Source organism: Mesorhizobium waitakense, assembly GCF_056431085.1.
On record NZ_JBWKME010000102.1, the window covers coordinates 32,344 to 48,501 of the forward strand.

Consider the following 16,158-nt stretch of genomic DNA (forward strand, 5'->3'; position numbering starts at 1 on the left):
TTAGCACCCAAGCGCGATCAGCAAAAGTGGAATCCGGTTTTGCGTTCGATCGCGCGCCAGGCGGGGTTCGCGATCAGCAAAAGTGGAATCCGGTTTTGCGGTCCGCGCGGATGAAGTCTGAGACCAACGGCCCAATGCTTGCTTCATCGTTTCGGCTGGCGTAATGAGGCGCCGCGCCAAAGGTTCTTGCAGTCCACGACCTCGAGCGGCACCGCACGGCATCCACAAAATGCCATATCCGACGACAGAGCCCCGACGCGACATGCCGGACGCATTGATATCCATCGTCATTCCTTGCAGGAACGAGGCGGCAAATCTGCCGCTGTTGATCGACGAGATCGAGGCCACCATGGCCGGGCGCGACTTCGAGCTGATCATCGTCAACGACGGCTCGACCGACGACACCACTTCGGTGCTCGCAGCGCAAGCTGCACTTCGCCCGTTTCCAGTACGGGAATTGCGGCACCGGAAATCCGCTGGCCAGAGCCTTTCAGTGCGCTCGGGCGCCTGGGCGGCGCGTGGCAGCATCGTCGCCACGATCGACGGCGACGGCCAGAACGATCCTCAATACATTCCGGTGCTGATCGATGCGCTTCGGCAGGCCGGCCCCGATTTCGGCGCCGCACAGGGGCAGCGTCTCAGGCGCCGTGACAGCAAGGTCAAGCAACTGGCGTCACGTTTCGCCAACTGGCTGAGAAATGCCATCCTGCATGACGAGACGCGCGACACCGGCTGCGGCCTGAAGGCGGTCCATACCGATATCCTGCGCAAATTGCCGTTCTTCGACGGCACCCATCGCTTTGTTCCGGCCCTGGTCATCCAGGAGGGCTATCGCGTCGTGCATTGCGATGTCATCGATCGCTCGCGCCGGCACGGCAAGTCGAATTACGGCATTTTCGATCGCGGCCTGCAGGGGGTTCTCGATCTCGCCGGTGTCTGGTGGCTGCGCCGCCGGCGCCGCAGAATGCCTAAAGTAGAGGAAATCAGCCGTGGTTAACGTGCTTCAGGAATTGGTGACCTGGCTTCACCAGGTTTTCATCAAGCAGTTCGATGCGTGGATCCTGCTCGGCTTCGTTGCGCAGTTCTTCTTCACCATGCGCTTCGTCGTGCAGTGGCTGGCATCGGAAAAAGCCAAGCGCAGCGTGGTGCCGGTCGCGTTCTGGTTCTTTTCCCTGTTCGGCGGCGGCCTGCTTCTGATCTATGCCATCCAGCGTCAGGATCCGGTGTTCATCGCCGGCCAGTCCATGGGCCTGTTCATCTACATCCGCAATCTCTGGCTGATCGCCAACGAGCGCAAGACCGCGATGAGCAAGGTCGATTGAACAGCGATCGATTGAGCAGCGTGGCATATCAATCAAAATTCGTCACAGAGGCCGGGACATGGCGGTGAACAGGAATTACATCCTTCTCTTCCTGTTCAGCCTGGTGATGACGGTTTCGGGGCTGGCGTCGATGCCGCCGATCGATCGCGACGAGTCGCGCTTCGTCCAGGCCACCAAGCAGATGGCCGAGACCGGCGACTATGTCGACATCCGCTTTCAGGATGCCTCGCGCTACCAGAAGCCGATCGGCATCTACTGGCTGCAATCGGCGGCCGTGGCGCTGAGCGGGGAGGGCGCTGCCGCTCCGATCTGGGTTTATCGCACGGTTTCGGCGCTTGGCATTGCCATTGCTGTCCTGGCGATCGCCTGGACCGGCACCAATCTGTTCGGGGCCAATGCCGGCATCGCCGCCGGCCTGGTCATGGCGGCGATCTTCGCCACCGCTTTCGAAGGCCGCGACGCCAAGACCGACGCGATGCTGCTGGCCTGTTGCGTGGCGGCGCAAGGCGCGCTGGCTCAGATCTATCTGGCGTCGCGCCGGAACCAACCTGTGGCCGGCCATCTCTGGTGGATCTTCTGGATTGCGCAGGGCGCGGCGATCCTCATCAAGGGCCCGATTGCGCCGCTGCTGTCGGCACTCACCATCGCCGTGCTGTTCGCCTTCGAGCGTGACGGGCGCTGGCTGTCGAAGCTCAAGGTGGGGCGCGGCCTGGCGCTCGTCGTGCTGATCGTGCTGCCCTGGCTCGCGCTGATCACCTGGAAGAGCGGCGGCGCCTTCCTGCAGCAGGCCGTCGGCAAGGACATGATCGGCAAGGTCGCGTCGGGCGAGGAATCGCATGGCCTGCCACCCGGCTTCTACATGCTGACCTATTCGCTGTTCATGTGGCCTTTCGGCCTGATCGCGGTCGGCGCCGGGCTCCAGGCACTGAACCGTTTGCGCGACGATCCGAGGCTGCGTTTCTGCCTCGCCTGGTACATTCCGTTCTGGCTGGTGTTCGAGCTGATCCCGACCAAGCTGCCGCATTATGTCCTGCCGGCCTATCCCGGCATGGCATTGCTGATCGGCTGGCTTTTGACGCTGTCGCCGCAGGAGGCGAATGCGCCGCTCAGGCGCTGGCAGGACTGGTTGTGGTGGTCGACGGCGTTTGGTCTCGCCGTGGTCAGTCTCGGCCTGGCCGCGGTCTGCGTCGGCGCGCCGATCTACCTCACAGGTACGTTCTCATGGTGGAGCATTCCGGCCGCCGCGGCGGCACTGGGCGCCGGCTACTTCGCCTTTTCGCGGCAGTTGCAAGTGCCGCTCCGCCGCATCGGTGCCATCGCCGTTTGCGCAGGCATTACCTATGCGCTGCTGTTCGGCGTCATAGCGCCGTCGCTGAAGCCGATCTGGCTGAGCCCGGCCATCGAGGCGGCGGTGCGCGCCAACAAGCCCTGCGACACCACCGTGCTGGCCTCGTCGCGATTTCAGGAACCGAGCCTGGTGTTCCTGGTCGGCACGAAAACGGTGCTGACCAATGTCGAGGGCGTCGCCAGGCATCTGTTTACCGATCCGGCCTGCGCGCTGGCACTGGCATCGGTCGAGGACGAGCAGAAACTGACTGGCCTGCTGGCGGCACAAGGCAAGTCGGTCAACCGCGTTGCCCTGATCGACGGCCTCAACTATTCGTCGGGAGACAAACTGTCGCTCGGTCTCTATCGTGTGGCGCCATGACGGCTCGTCGATGACAGGCTCGAATTTCCTATGCTGGTGAAATCGCGCCCTTCCGTTTCCGGTATGCTCCTTGGGGTGGGGCGCCGATCCCTCGACAATTTTCGCGACACGATGCAGATCGCAAGAAAGCGCTTTGCCGCTCGTCCCGCCAGATACCCGAACATAGTGTGGCCGGTTTGGGGCCTGGTCTGGGTCTTGCTGACGGCGGCGGCGTTTGTTCGCCTCGACACCCCGGCAGGAATGCTTCATGGCCAGTGGTCGCCAGAGTTCTTCCACCTGGCCGATTTTTTCACGCAGTTCGGCCTGGGTGGCTGGTATCTCATTCCATCGGCGCTTTTGCTGGTCGCCGCGAACCTGACGGACTGGCGAAGCCTTTCAAGGCGCTCGCTGATGCTGGTCTACAACTGGACCTGCCTGGCTTTTCTGGTGCTGAGCGCTGCCGGCCTGTCCGGCCTGGCCGTCAATGTGCTGAAATATGCAATCGGTCGGGCTCGCCCGCTCTATTTCGACGATTTTGGCGTGCTGGCCTTGCATCCGTTTGCCTTCGATGCGCGCTTCGCCGGCTTCCCGTCCGGCCATGCCACGACCATGGGCGCCGTGTTCGGGGTCGCTCTGCTGTTGTTTCCCCGGCGTTGGTATATCGCCTTGGCGATCACCGCCTGCATTGCCTCGACGCGCGTCTTCGTCGGCGCGCACTATCCCAGCGACACCGTCGCCGGCTTCGGCCTCGGTTGCGCCTTCGCGCTGGCGTGCGGGCTTGTCTTTGCCCGGCTCGGCTTCATCTTTCGCCCGATGCCGTCGGGGTTGCCGGTCCGCAAGAAGACGTTTTGGCTGATCGGCCCGACAAGCAAGGCTGGCTGAGCACCAGGGTTTGGGCCGAAGCTGAGCTTAGGCGCCGTCCAGCCCGCCATAAGACCTTACCAGGCGGGCCATGTCGGGTGACTTGTGGTCTTCGCTTTCGAGCCCTTGCGCAACGCCGACACGATCGGCGACCGGCCGGTTCTGACTGACCTTCCACTTGCCGTGGATTTCTGCGATCTCGATTTCCAGCCCGATGATGCCCTTGATCTGCGACTGGATGAAGGGCGCCGGCGCGTCGGTCACCGCCCAGGGTGCGGCGCGGGTGCCTTCCTGGGACGCGGTCAGGTCGGCGATCTGCTGCGCCAGCCAGGCCTGGTCATCCATCACCTTGACGGTGCCGCGCACCTGCACGATGGCATAATTCCAGGTCGGCACCACCTTGCCGGTCTCACGCTTGGTCTCGTACCAGGACGGCGTGACATAGGCATCGGTGCCCTGGAAAACGATCAGCACCGGCGACGCCGGATTGTCGGCCAACAGCTGCCATTGCGGATTGGCCTTCGCCAGATGAGCGCGCAACCTGCCGTTCGGCGGCACGTCTGCGTCGAGCAGGAACGGGATGGCGTTGGCGACCGGCCCCTCGGTTCCGTTGCAAATCAACAGGCCGAGCGGATGCGCCCGGATCAGCCCGTGCAGGATTTCCGGCCGCGTTTCCCTGAAATGAGGAGGCTCGTACATCGCTGCCCGCTTCCTTTGCCTATCTCAGCCGCGCCTATCTCAGCCGCTTCGGCCGCGGATCCGACAATTCGCCGGCCAGCCGGCGATCGAGATAGTCGGCACATTCCTCGAGCAACAGGTCGGCATCGTTGGAGAAGAAATGGTTGGCGCCGGGCAAGGTCTTCTGCGTGATGGTGATGCCCTTCTGCGTGTGCAGCTTGTCGACCAGGCCTTGCACATCCTTCGGCGGCGCCACCTTGTCGGCATCGCCATGGATGATCAGCCCCGATGACGGGCAGGGCGCCAGGAACGAGAAATCATAGGTGTTGGGCTGCGGCGCGATCGAGATGAAGCCTTCGATCTCCGGCCGGCGCATCAGCAACTGCATGCCGATCCAGGAGCCGAAGGAGTAACCGGCGACCCAGCAGCTCTTGGAATCCGGATGCAACGACTGCACCCAGTCGAGTGCCGCCGCGGCATCCGACAACTCGCCGGTGCCATGGTCGAACTCGCCCTGGCTGCGGCCGATGCCGCGGAAATTGAAGCGAAGCGTGGTGAAATCCCGCTTCTGGAACATGTAGAAGAGGTCGTAGACGATCTTGTTGTTCATCGTGCCGCCGAATTGCGGGTGAGGGTGCAGAACGATGGCAATCGGCGCGCTCTTTTCCTTGGAAGGCTGGTAGCGTCCCTCCAGGCGGCCGGCAGGACCGGTAAAAATGACCTCAGGCATGAAATACTCCACTTGGTATACGAATGCGCGGCGCCCGGAACGTGTCTTCCTCTGGCCTTGACGCAGGGCGAGCGTCTTCTTAGAAGCTAGTTTAGAATTGTTCAAAACTGAGTGGCCAGACGTCGAGCCGGGCTACCCGCGCCGCAAGCCGCGTAAATAGGACGGCTCGCCTTGGAATTTCAAGGAAATAACGCGATACGACATCGGAATGGCTTCTGACGGGAACCAAACGGACGAAAATGGCCGGAATGCGCGCCTATCTCGACTATAATGCCAGTGCTCCGCTGCTTGCCGCGGCGCGGGAGGCTATGGTCGCCGCACTTGATGTCGCCGCCAACCCGTCGTCGGTCCACACCGAAGGGCGCGCCGCACGGCGCCTGATCGAGACCGCAAGGCGAGATGTCGCAGCACTGGTCAACGCCAAGGCCGAGCATGTCGTGTTCACCTCCGGCGCGACGGAAGCCGCCTCGACACTGCTGACATCAGACTGGCAGATGGGGCGCGGTAGCGTGCGCATGAGCCGTCTTTACGTGTCCGAGGCCGATCATCCCTGCCTGTTGAATGGCGGGCGCTTCCCGGCAGCGCAGGTGACGCGGATCGGCGTCGATGCCAACGGCATCGCCGATCTCGACGCGTTGGCAGCCGCACTCGCCCGTCATGACAAGGCCGAGGGCCTGCCGCTGGTCGCCATCCATGCCGCCAACAACGAGACCGGCGTCATCCAGCCGATCGATCGTATCGCCCCGGTCGTCAAGCCTGCGGGCGGTGTCCTCGTCGTCGATGCCGTCCAGGCAGCGGGACGCGTTTCGATCGATCTATCATCGGGTTGCGCCGATTATCTGATCCTGTCTTCGCACAAGATCGGCGGCCCCAAGGGCGTCGGCGCCGTCGTCGCCGCCTCCGATCTGATGATGCCGAAACCGCTGATCAATGGCGGTGGCCAGGAAAAAGGCCATCGCGCCGGCACCGAAAACGTTGCCGCCATCGCCGGCTTTGGCGCCGCGGCACGCGAGGCGCTCGAAGGGCTGCGGGCGATGGACACGGTGCGGCAGCGCCGCGACGAGATCGAGGTCATCGTGAAAATGCTGGTGCCGGATGCGGAAATCTTTGGAACCGGCGCACCAAGGCTTGCCAACACGACATTCTTCGCTATTGCGGGCATCAAAGCCGAAACCGCGCAGATCGCCTTCGATCTGGCCGGTGTGGCGCTGTCGGCCGGCTCCGCCTGTTCGTCGGGCAAGGTCGGGCCGAGCCATGTGTTGAAAGCCATGGGACACAGTGACGGTCTTGGCGCCTTGCGCGTGTCGATTGGGGCCGCGACCGGCGCTGAGGACATCGAACTGTTTCGCACCGCGCTGGCGGCAATCGCCGCGCGTCGGGCGAACAGGGAAAAGGCCGCATGAGCAGCGGCCGGATAAAGACAGGCCTTCGGCCTGGTAGAGCCGTGCGTTTTATGCTGGCCGGGTGAATTTCCGGTCGGAACGCACTATATGGGACTTACGCTGCCGCGAATGCCTCTTCGGCGTTCATTTGGCGGTGCCATAGTTTGAAAACTGTCGGGCCTTGACCCCGGCGTGGATGGAGAACGCATATGCCTGCTGTGCAGGACACGATCGATCGGGTCCGAAAGATCGACGTCGACCAATATAAATACGGATTCCAGACTGAAATCGCGATGGACAAGGCCCCCAAGGGCCTTAGCGAAGACATCATCCGTTTCATTTCGGCCAAGAAGGACGAACCGTCCTGGATGCTGGAATGGCGTCTAGAAGCCTATCGGCGCTGGCTGACGCTCGACGAGCCGACCTGGGCGCGCGTTCACTACCCGAAGATCGATTTCCAGGACATCTACTTCTACGCGGCACCGACGAGCACGCCCGGTCCGACGTCGCTCAGCGATGTCGATCCCGAACTGCTGAAAGTTTATGAAAAACTCGGCATTCCGCTGCGGGAGCAGGAAATTCTCGCCGGCGTGCAGAAGACCGACGCCTCGGAACTCGAGGAAGTCAGCGACAACGTCTACAAGTCGGGCCGCGTCGCTGTCGACGCCGTGTTCGATTCCGTCTCGGTCGTCACCACCTTCAAGAAGGAGCTGGCGCAGGCCGGCGTCATCTTCTGCTCGATCTCGGAGGCCATCCGCGAGCATCCGGAGCTGGTGAAGAAATATCTTGGCTCGGTCGTGCCGACCTCCGACAACTACTACGCCACGCTGAATTCGGCCGTGTTCACCGACGGCTCCTTCGTCTTCGTGCCCAAGGGCGTGCGTTGCCCGATGGAGCTGTCGACCTATTTCCGCATGAACGAGAAGAACACCGGCCAGTTCGAGCGCACGCTGATCATCGCCGAGGAGGGGGCTTACGTCTCCTATCTCGAAGGCTGCACGGCGCCGCAGCGCGACGAGAACCAGCTTCACGCCGCGGTCGTCGAACTGGTGGCGCTCGACGATGCCGAGATCAAGTATTCGACGGTGCAGAACTGGTACCCCGGCGACGCCGAGGGCAAGGGCGGCATCTACAATTTCGTCACCAAGCGCGGCGACTGCCGGGGCGACCGCTCGAAGATTTCGTGGACGCAGGTCGAGACCGGTTCGGCCATCACCTGGAAGTACCCGAGCTGCATCCTGCGCGGCGACGATTCCAGCGGCGAGTTCTATTCGATCGCCGTATCGAACGGCTACCAGCAGGTCGACAGCGGCACCAAGATGATCCATCTCGGCAAGAACACGTCGAGCCGCATCATCTCCAAGGGCATCGCCGCCGGCTTCTCGCAGAACACCTATCGTGGCCAGGTCTCGGCGCACCGCAAGGCGACCAACGCCCGCAACTTCACCAATTGCGACTCGCTCTTGATCGGCGACCAGTGCGGCGCGCACACCGTACCCTACATGGAAGCCAAGAATTCGACGGCGCAGTTCGAGCACGAAGCGACGACCTCGAAGATTTCCGAGGACCAGAAATTCTACGTCATGCAGCGCGGCATTCCCGAAGAGGAAGCGATCGCGCTGATCGTCAACGGCTTCGTCAAGGACGTCATCCAGCAACTGCCGATGGAGTTCGCGGTCGAAGCGCAGAAGCTGATCGGCATCTCGCTTGAGGGCTCGGTCGGCTGACCGGACAAAATATTCAGGAAACAAAGAATGCTTGAAATCAGAAACCTGCACGCCCGCATCGTCGATGACGGCACCGAAATCATCCGCGGCCTGAACCTGACGGTGAAAGCCGGCGAGGTCGCCGCCATCATGGGGCCGAACGGCTCGGGCAAATCGACGCTGTCCTACATCCTCGCCGGGCGCGAGGACTATGAGGTCACTGAGGGCGACATCCTCTACAACGGCCAGTCGATCCTCGAAATGGATCCGGCCGAGCGCGCCACGTCGGGCATCTTCCTCGCCTTCCAGTATCCGATGGAGATACCGGGCGTCGCGACCATGGAATTCCTGAAAGTGGCCATAAACGAGCAGCGTAAGGCGCGCGGCGAAGAGCCACTGAAGATCCCGGAATTCCTGAAGCGGGTGAAGGAAGCAGCCGCCTCGCTGAGCATGGACATGGCGATGCTGAAGCGGCCGCTCAATGTCGGCTTCTCCGGCGGCGAGAAGAAGCGCGCCGAAATCCTGCAGATGAAGCTCCTGGAGCCAAAACTCTGCGTGCTCGACGAAACCGATTCCGGCCTCGACATCGATGCGCTGAAGATCGTTTCGGACGGCGTCAACGCATTGCGTTCGCCCGACCGCGCCATCGTCGTCATCACCCACTACCAGCGCCTGCTCGAACACATCGTGCCGGACAGCGTGCACGTGCTTTACAAGGGCCAGGTCATCAAGTCCGGCGACAAATCGCTGGCGCTCGACCTCGAAGCCAATGGCTATGCAGGCGTGATCGGCGAAGCCGCGTGAGATGCCAGAGGCGAAACTGATGAACATGCACACACAACCCCAGCGGACACCGGCCGAAACAGCGTTGATCGATGCGTTCGGCGACCGGCTGTCGCTGCTGCCGGGCGACGGCGCGGTGATGCTGAAGCGCGACGACGCCATAGAAGCGATCAAGCACGGCCTGCCGACGCGGCGCATCGAATCCTGGCACTACACCGATCTGCGCCGGCTGTTGAATGCGGTGCCGGACTTCGATCCGGCCGCGATGGCCAAGGCTGTTGCACCGATCGTGGAAGGTTCCGCCGTGCTGGCGACCCTGAACGGCAAGTCCGACGCGAAGATACCGGCTGTCGAGGGCGTCACCGTGCAGCGCCTGTCGGAAAAGCTGACCGACGGCAGCATCGCGCCGGGGCTCGATCCCTATGGCAGCGATGACGCCATCGGCGCGCTGAACACCGCCTTCGTCGCCGACGGTTACTTTGTCGATATCGCCGATGGCGCCGAGCTGGAAAAGCCGGTCGAACTGCAGAACTTGCAGGCCGGTGGCCAGACGCATGTGCGCCTGATGACGCGCGTCGGCGCTGGCGCCAGGGCAGTCATCGTCGAGCGTCAGGCCGGCGAGGGCGCTGCTCTGGTCAGCTCGGTCAGCCAGCTTGTGCTCGGCGAGGGCGCCGAGGTGACGTGGCTGATCGTCCAGGAGCAGCCGGAGACGGCAACGCATCTGGCGCAGTTCAAGGCCCATATCGGCAAGAATGCCAAGCTGACGCTGTTCGTCATGAACGCCGGCGGCAAGCTTGTGCGCCAGGAGATCATGGTCAGGACGACCGGCGAAGGCGCGGACTTCAAACTGCGCGGCATCAACCTCCTGGCCGGCGATACCCATACCGACGTAACCATGGTGCTCGACCACACCGTGCCGCACACGGCCTCGACGGAAGTGATCCGCAACGTGGTGACGGGCAAGGCGCGCGGCGTTTTCCAGGGCCGCATCAACGTCCACCAATATGCGCAGAAGACCAACGCCAAGATGGCCTGCAACACGCTGCTGTTGTCGGATGATGGCGAGTTCTCGACCAAGCCGGAGCTTGAAATCTTCGCCGATGACGTCGTCTGCGGCCATGGCGCGACGGTCACCGAGATCGACCACGACCATCTGTTCTACCTGATGGCGCGCGGCGTCGACGAGAAGACCGCTCGCGGCCTTCTGGTCAAAGCCTTCGTCGCCGAGGTGATCGAGGAACTGGACGACGAGACGATCGTCGAGGCGCTTGAAGCGAAACTCGACGATTGGTTTGTGACGCATGGGTAGCACCTGACCTTCTCCCTTTGTGGGAGAAGGTGGATTGGCGCGAAGCGCCAAGACGGATGAGGGGTGCTGGACGAAACGCTGCCCTGGAGCGGCAAGGACTTCGAAATGGACCAGAAAGTCGAAAGCACCCCCTATGACGTCGAGGCGATCCGCCGCGACTTCCCGATCCTGTCGCGCGAGGTCTACGGCAAACCGCTGGTCTATCTCGACAATGGCGCCTCGGCACAGAAGCCGCAGGTGGTGCTCGACACCATCCAGCATGCCTATTCCCAGGAATACGCCAACGTCCATCGCGGCCTGCATTTCCTGTCCAATGCGGCGACCGATGCTTACGAGAAGGCGCGCGAGACGGTGCGCCGTTTCCTCAATGCTCCGAGCACCGACAACATCGTCTTCACCTCGAACACGACCTCGGCCATCAACACGGTCGCCTATGGCTATGGCATGCCCAACATCGGCGAGGGCGACGAGATCGTGCTGTCGATCATGGAGCATCATTCCAACATCGTGCCGTGGCATTTCATCCGCGAGCGGCAGGGCGCCAAACTGGTCTGGGTGCCGGTCGACGACCTCGGCGTCTTCCACATCGAGGAGTTCGAGAAGCGGCTGACCGACCGCACCAGGCTGGTCGCCATCACCCAGATGTCGAATGCGCTGGGTACGGTGACGCCGATCAAGGAGATCGTGCGCATTGCGCATGCGCGTGGAATTCCGGTGCTGGTCGACGGTAGCCAGAGCGCCGTGCATATGCCTGTCGACGTGCAGGACCTCGACTGCGACTTCTTCGTCTTCACCGGCCACAAGGTCTACGGTCCGTCGGGCATCGGCGTGCTCTATGGCAAGAAGGACATCCTTTCTGGCATGCGGCCGTTCATGGGCGGCGGCGAGATGATCGAGGAGGTGACGGAGGACATCGTCACCTACAACGAGCCGCCGCACCGCTTCGAGGCCGGCACGCCGCCGATCGTGCAGGCGATCGGGCTTGGCGCGGCACTCGACTATATGGAAAAAATCGGCCGTGAGCGCGTTGCAGCGCATGAGGAAGACCTCAAGACCTATGCGCATGAGCGGCTGCGCGCCATCAACTCGCTGCGCATCTTTGGCGACGCGCCTGGCAAGGGCGCCATCATCTCCTTCGAACTGCAAGGCATTCACGCCCATGACGTGTCGATGGTGATCGATCGGCAGGGCGTGGCCGTCCGCGCGGGCACGCATTGCGCCCAGCCGCTGTTGAAACGCTTCGGCGTAACCTCCACATGCAGGGCATCGTTCGGCATGTATAATACCAGGGCCGAAGTCGACGCTTTGGCCGAGGCGCTTGAAAAAGCGCGCAAATTCTTCGGGTGAAGATTTTTTTGGGTGACGACCATGGATGATGTGAGCATCGCTGCCGAAACCACGCCGGAAACCGCCGCCAGCAGCGTCGTCTCCGCCTCGACCATTCCCGCCGACGAACTGGCGCGGCTGACCGACGACATCGTCTCGGCGCTGAAGACGGTCTACGACCCGGAAATCCCGGCCGACATCTATGAACTTGGCCTCGTCTACAAGATCGACATCGAGGACGACCGCTCGGTCAAGATCGACATGACGCTGACCGCCCCGGGCTGCCCGGTCGCCGGCGAAATGCCCGGTTGGGTGGAAAATGCCGTCGGCGCCGTTGAAGGCGTGTCTGGGGTCGAGGTCAACATGACCTTCGACCCGCCATGGTCGCCCGACCGCATGTCGGAAGAGGCGCAGGTCGCGGTGGGCTGGTACTAGCGTCGACGCTGACAAGGGTTGGCGCACTTGCGCCAGGGGTAAAACTTCACCATTTTAGGTGAGGAATCGTTCGGCAGGCCTTGAACCTGCACGGAATGGAGAAAGAACAGATGGGACGCTTTGCCGTCATCACGATGACCGAAAAGGCCGCCGACCGGGTGCGCGAGATCGTCGCCACGCGCGACAACGCGCATGGCATTCGCCTCGGCATCAAGAAGGGCGGCTGCGCCGGCATGGAATACACGGTCGATCTGGTGACCGAACCCAACACCAAGGACGATCATATCGAGCGCGATGGCGCCCATGTCTATGTGGCGCCAGAGGCAGCGCTATTCCTGTTCGGCACCGAGATGGATTTCGAGCAGACGACGCTGCGCACCGGCTTCACCTTCCACAACCCGAACCAGAGTTCGGCCTGCGGCTGCGGCGAATCCGTCGAGCTGAAGCCGGCGGACCTGAAGGCTCTCGCGGAAGCGCGCGCCTCGACCTGAGATTTCCTTCGCCCCGTTTACGGGGAGAAGGTGGCCTGAAGGGCCGGATGAGGGGCAGAGCCGGCCTCTCTGAAGTTCGCGCCGCCCCTCATCGCCTGCCGGCATCTTCTCGCTGTAAACGGGGCGAAGAGGCTCACTCCACCCACATGCCCGTTCGCTTGTGCCAGTCGGCGATGGATTCCTCCGGATAGACGTCGAACGTCCTGTCGCCCTTGCCGATCACGGGTTCGACCCAGTTGGCCTTGTACTTCAGCATCAGATGCACTCGGCTTGGCGGCTCCGGCAGGTCGGTGTCGATCGCCGAGGCGAAGGGATGCACCAACTCCGGCCAGGTTGGGTCGTAGAGCCACAATGCCGACCCGCATTTGCGGCAGAAATTGCGCTCGCCTGTCGAGATTTCGCACCGCGGATGTTCATCGTCCTCGATCTCGGCCCGGTAGACGCCGAGGTTCCTTTTGCCCTTGATGTTCAAGGTCTCGCTGTCAGCGCCGAGATTGATGGCGAAGCCGCCACCGCCTTGCTGTTTGCGGCAGATCGAGCAGTAGCACAGCATGAATGGTACTGGCGTGTGGCTCTCCACCTCGAAACGAACGGCATTGCAGCGGCAGGACCCCTTGAGCAGAAGCGGCATGATGGGAAAACTCCGATGTCTTTCAGCCTGTAAACAGCATTTTGGTTGCGGTCATGACAAGTCCCGGAAGCGGTGACATGATCGCGGCATGGACAATGATCGCATCGCCGAACTGTTCGAGGGCCTTGGTCCGGTCAGCGTCCGCAAACTGTTCGGCGGCAAGGGCATCTATTTCGACGGTGTCATCGTTGCCATCGTGCTGCGCGGTGAATTGATGCTGAAGGCCGACGAGCAAAGCGCGCCGGACTTCGTGGCCGCCGGATGCCGGCAATGGACTTATACCGGCTCCCGCCACGGCAAGCTTGTGTCCATGCCCTACTGGAGCATTCCCGACAGCGCTTTTGATGATCCCGACGAGATGACGGTGTGGGCACGGCGAGCCTATGAGGCGGGGCGGCGGGCGGGGAAGTAGCGCGGCTAGTGGTGAAAACCTGACACTTGGTACCCGCAGTTAACGGCGGCTTCTGACCCACTGCGGTCGTTACCGGATTGGCTGTTGAATGTCGGGGGCCGCCGCGCCGCAACCGCGGAGCAGATCTTAGAGGCTCGAATCCGCGCCAGAAAGGTGGCAGCCCATCATTTCTTCCGGAGTGCCCTAAGAAGGCAACCCAGTGCTAGAATTTTAACGATAGACTTTCTTCGACGTTAAGGAGGCCGGCGTAATTTCCTTCCAAAGGCCGGCATCAATGGACTCGAGACGCGTCGTTTTTGTCGCAGTTGCGCTTGGACTCCTCGGAACCACGATTCCGATGGCGGGTGCTGTCTATTTTTCTTGGAAGGCAGCTGTAGCAGATGGCGAGGAACAGTTAGGCCAACTCGCCGACCAGGCAATCGACAGAACAACTTTCATGTTCAATCAGGCGACTGACGTGCTGCGTTCGATCAACGCTGCCGGCTATCAGCCATGTTCCTCCGACCACATTGCCGAAATGCGCCGGCTTACCATGAATACGCGCGCCGTTGACGAGATAGGATATTTCGAAGCGGGTAAGCTTCGCTGCACCTCCTGGGGGCCAACGGCGATCGACGTCGCGTTGGAGCCAGGGAACTTCAAAACCGAGGCTGGTGTCGAAATCACACTGGATATGAATCCACGTGTCAGCCATGGCAAGAAGGTAATGGCAATGCGGTTGGGCGATTACAATGTGCTTGTCGATCCGATGCGAATGTTTGATGTCATCGGTGATCCTTCAGTTAGGCTGGCAGTGGCCCATGAAAGCGGCAAGCTCGTTGTCGCAGGGAACGAAGCGAGCAGAGTCCTGTTCGGTGAGGTGGGCCAACAAGCATCAATAGATGGTGACTTTATCGTTGCTCGCCGTAAGCACGGCGAATGGCAAGCTGCAGCGGCACTGCCAAGCTCTGTCGTACTTCAACACCTCTGGCGGCAGCTTCTGCTAATGCTGCCGATCGGCGCAGCAATGGCTGCGATCATTGTGGCCTTGGTCGTCTATTTCTCCCGGAAGCGCCTTTCGCCAGAGGGCGAGCTTGCCCTAGCCGTGCGCAATCACGAGTTCGTAGTTCATTATCAACCGATCCTCGAGCTAAAGACCGGCGTCTGCATTGGCGCCGAGGCGTTGGTTCGGTGGCGACGTCCAGATGGGTCGATGGTACGACCGGATCTCTTCATCCCGCTTGCCGAAGAGACCGGCCTCATTCTGCCGATTACTGATCAGGTTATCGACAACGTCATTGCCGATCTCGGCGCCGCATTGGTGCATGATCGTGAACTGCACGTCGCCATCAATTTTGCCGCCGTAGATATGAAGACGAGTCGGATCATCGACGTGTTGCAGGCTGCATTGGCCGGCACCGGAATTAAAGCGTCTCAGATTTGGCTTGAAGCGACCGAGCGAGGGTATATGGACTCAGAGGCTGCGGTGGCCACGATCACACGCGCCAGAGCGCTCGGCCATGCGGTTGCTATCGACGATTTCGGAACGGGCTATTCCAGCCTCCAGTACCTCACCAAGCTTCCTCTTGACGCCCTCAAGATCGATAAATCTTTTGTTGACACAATCGGGAGGGCCACAGCGACCAGCTTGGTTACGCTCCATATCATCGAGATGGCGAAAGAGCTTAATCTCAAGATCGTGGCCGAAGGCATCGAAACAAAGCAACAGCTCGACTATCTCGTCGAGCATGACGTTGACTTTGGACAGGGCTGGCTTTTTTCCAAGCCAGTTTCCGCGACCTATTTTCTGGATTTTTACAACGAGAGAAAGCTACGCCCGCGTGCTACTCCCATCTTGGTCCACTCAGCGGCGTAGGATTGTTGCTAACCACCCGAGTTCAATAGGTGCAAAGCCGAGGGCCAAATCGATTGGCTGATTGGCAGCGTCAATCGGTCCGCTCATGGCGCAACCGTGAACCGCTAAGTGCGATCGCGGTGATGTCCGCTCCAGGCAGTGGCAAGCTAACTTTAATGACCGATATGAGGCGCAAAGCAGTCATGCGCGCCTTCGCCTGTGACAGCCTGCTACGGGGTCAGATCACGTCATACAATGCCCGCGACTGAACGACCTTGAAGGGTCGAAAGCGGTAATACGCTTCAGGTACCGAGTGTCAGGTTTTCACCACTAGCTACCTGGAAACGTCCGCGCCGCCCCTCATCTGGCTGCCGCCATCTTCTCCCCGCGCAGTGACTGTATAGTGACGGGGAGAAGCCCGCTGGCCGCAATGTCGGCTCGATTTTCCAAACGTCTCTGATTGGCGAAACCATCGATGACGGCGTCCTTCTCCCCGTCACTATACGGGGAGAAGTGCCAGGTGTCCGAACCTGATAGATAGGTAACAGAATGGACCGATAGCATAGGTGAC

General features: G+C 61.5%; 16 protein-coding genes and 1 pseudogene. 13 read left to right on the forward strand and 4 right to left on the reverse strand.

Going from position 1 to position 16,158, the window contains the following annotated elements; genetic code table 11:
• Positions 1-262 precede the first annotated feature (262 nt).
• The 4 genes from AC07FD_RS22310 to AC07FD_RS22325 all read left to right on the forward strand — a co-directional run bounded on the left by AC07FD_RS22310 (position 263) and on the right by AC07FD_RS22325 (position 3,891).
• A complete protein-coding gene (locus tag AC07FD_RS22310) occupies positions 263-997 on the forward strand; it encodes a glycosyltransferase family 2 protein (protein WP_478351571.1) in 735 nt (244 codons plus the stop codon).
• Positions 990-1,322, forward strand: a complete 333-nt coding sequence (locus AC07FD_RS22315) for a lipid-A-disaccharide synthase N-terminal domain-containing protein (RefSeq protein WP_095085369.1) — start codon at positions 990-992, stop codon at positions 1,320-1,322. Before AC07FD_RS22310 ends, AC07FD_RS22315 begins: the two co-directional genes overlap by 8 nt.
• Before the next feature lie 58 nt (positions 1,323-1,380).
• A complete protein-coding gene (locus tag AC07FD_RS22320; protein ID WP_478351572.1) occupies positions 1,381-3,030 on the forward strand; it encodes an ArnT family glycosyltransferase in 1,650 nt (549 codons plus the stop codon).
• Positions 3,031-3,141: 111 nt separating this feature from the next.
• Complete coding sequence (locus tag AC07FD_RS22325; protein WP_478351573.1) at positions 3,142-3,891, forward strand: phosphatase PAP2 family protein; 750 nt, start codon at positions 3,142-3,144, stop codon at positions 3,889-3,891.
• 27 nt (positions 3,892-3,918) lie between these two features.
• Here the strand turns inward: AC07FD_RS22325 and AC07FD_RS22330 are convergent, their stop codons facing one another.
• The gene (locus AC07FD_RS22330; RefSeq protein ID WP_478351574.1) at positions 3,919-4,569 is read right to left on the reverse strand and encodes an FMN-binding negative transcriptional regulator; all 651 of its coding nucleotides are present in this window, start codon (positions 4,567-4,569) and stop codon (positions 3,919-3,921) included.
• Between the two features lie 34 nt (positions 4,570-4,603).
• On the reverse strand, positions 4,604-5,278 hold the full coding sequence (locus AC07FD_RS22335) for an alpha/beta hydrolase (RefSeq protein WP_013532163.1): 675 nt from the start codon (positions 5,276-5,278) through the stop codon (positions 4,604-4,606).
• Positions 5,279-5,517: 239 nt separating this feature from the next.
• Here AC07FD_RS22335 and AC07FD_RS22340 point away from each other — a divergent pair, with 239 nt between their 5' ends.
• The 7 genes from AC07FD_RS22340 to sufA all read left to right on the forward strand — a co-directional run bounded on the left by AC07FD_RS22340 (position 5,518) and on the right by sufA (position 12,710).
• Positions 5,518-6,681, forward strand: a complete 1,164-nt coding sequence (locus tag AC07FD_RS22340) for a cysteine desulfurase family protein (protein WP_478351575.1) — start codon at positions 5,518-5,520, stop codon at positions 6,679-6,681.
• 188 nt (positions 6,682-6,869) lie between these two features.
• A complete protein-coding gene (gene sufB, locus AC07FD_RS22345) occupies positions 6,870-8,387 on the forward strand; it encodes a Fe-S cluster assembly protein SufB (RefSeq protein ID WP_478351576.1) in 1,518 nt (505 codons plus the stop codon).
• Positions 8,388-8,414: 27 nt separating this feature from the next.
• A complete protein-coding gene (sufC, locus tag AC07FD_RS22350) occupies positions 8,415-9,170 on the forward strand; it encodes a Fe-S cluster assembly ATPase SufC (protein WP_478351577.1) in 756 nt (251 codons plus the stop codon).
• 19 nt (positions 9,171-9,189) lie between these two features.
• On the forward strand, positions 9,190-10,458 hold the full coding sequence (sufD, locus tag AC07FD_RS22355; RefSeq protein ID WP_478351578.1) for a Fe-S cluster assembly protein SufD: 1,269 nt from the start codon (positions 9,190-9,192) through the stop codon (positions 10,456-10,458).
• Between the two features lie 105 nt (positions 10,459-10,563).
• The gene (locus tag AC07FD_RS22360) at positions 10,564-11,805 is read left to right on the forward strand and encodes a cysteine desulfurase (RefSeq protein WP_478351584.1); all 1,242 of its coding nucleotides are present in this window, start codon (positions 10,564-10,566) and stop codon (positions 11,803-11,805) included.
• Positions 11,806-11,826: 21 nt separating this feature from the next.
• Positions 11,827-12,219, forward strand: coding sequence for an SUF system Fe-S cluster assembly protein (locus AC07FD_RS22365; RefSeq protein WP_478351579.1), 393 nt, complete (start codon positions 11,827-11,829; stop codon positions 12,217-12,219).
• 110 nt (positions 12,220-12,329) lie between these two features.
• Positions 12,330-12,710, forward strand: coding sequence for a Fe-S cluster assembly scaffold SufA (sufA, locus tag AC07FD_RS22370; RefSeq protein WP_478351580.1), 381 nt, complete (start codon positions 12,330-12,332; stop codon positions 12,708-12,710).
• 133 nt (positions 12,711-12,843) lie between these two features.
• Here sufA and AC07FD_RS22375 read toward each other — a convergent pair whose 3' ends face one another.
• Positions 12,844-13,341: a GFA family protein gene (locus AC07FD_RS22375; RefSeq protein ID WP_478351581.1), complete on the reverse strand. Its 498-nt coding sequence runs from the start codon at positions 13,339-13,341 to the stop codon at positions 12,844-12,846.
• Positions 13,342-13,429: 88 nt separating this feature from the next.
• Between AC07FD_RS22375 and AC07FD_RS22380 the strand changes: the two genes are divergently transcribed.
• Both AC07FD_RS22380 and AC07FD_RS22385 read left to right on the forward strand, forming a co-directional pair.
• Positions 13,430-13,753, forward strand: a complete 324-nt coding sequence (locus AC07FD_RS22380) for a TfoX/Sxy family protein (protein WP_478351582.1) — start codon at positions 13,430-13,432, stop codon at positions 13,751-13,753.
• 274 nt (positions 13,754-14,027) lie between these two features.
• Positions 14,028-15,608 carry an EAL domain-containing protein gene (locus AC07FD_RS22385; RefSeq protein WP_478351583.1) on the forward strand — a complete coding sequence of 527 codons (1,581 nt, stop codon included), beginning with the start codon at positions 14,028-14,030 and terminating at the stop codon, positions 15,606-15,608.
• A gap of 339 nt (positions 15,609-15,947) precedes the next feature.
• Here AC07FD_RS22385 and AC07FD_RS22390 read toward each other — a convergent pair.
• Positions 15,948-16,158 (reverse strand): annotated as a pseudogene (locus AC07FD_RS22390) (hypothetical protein); the annotation flags it as partial.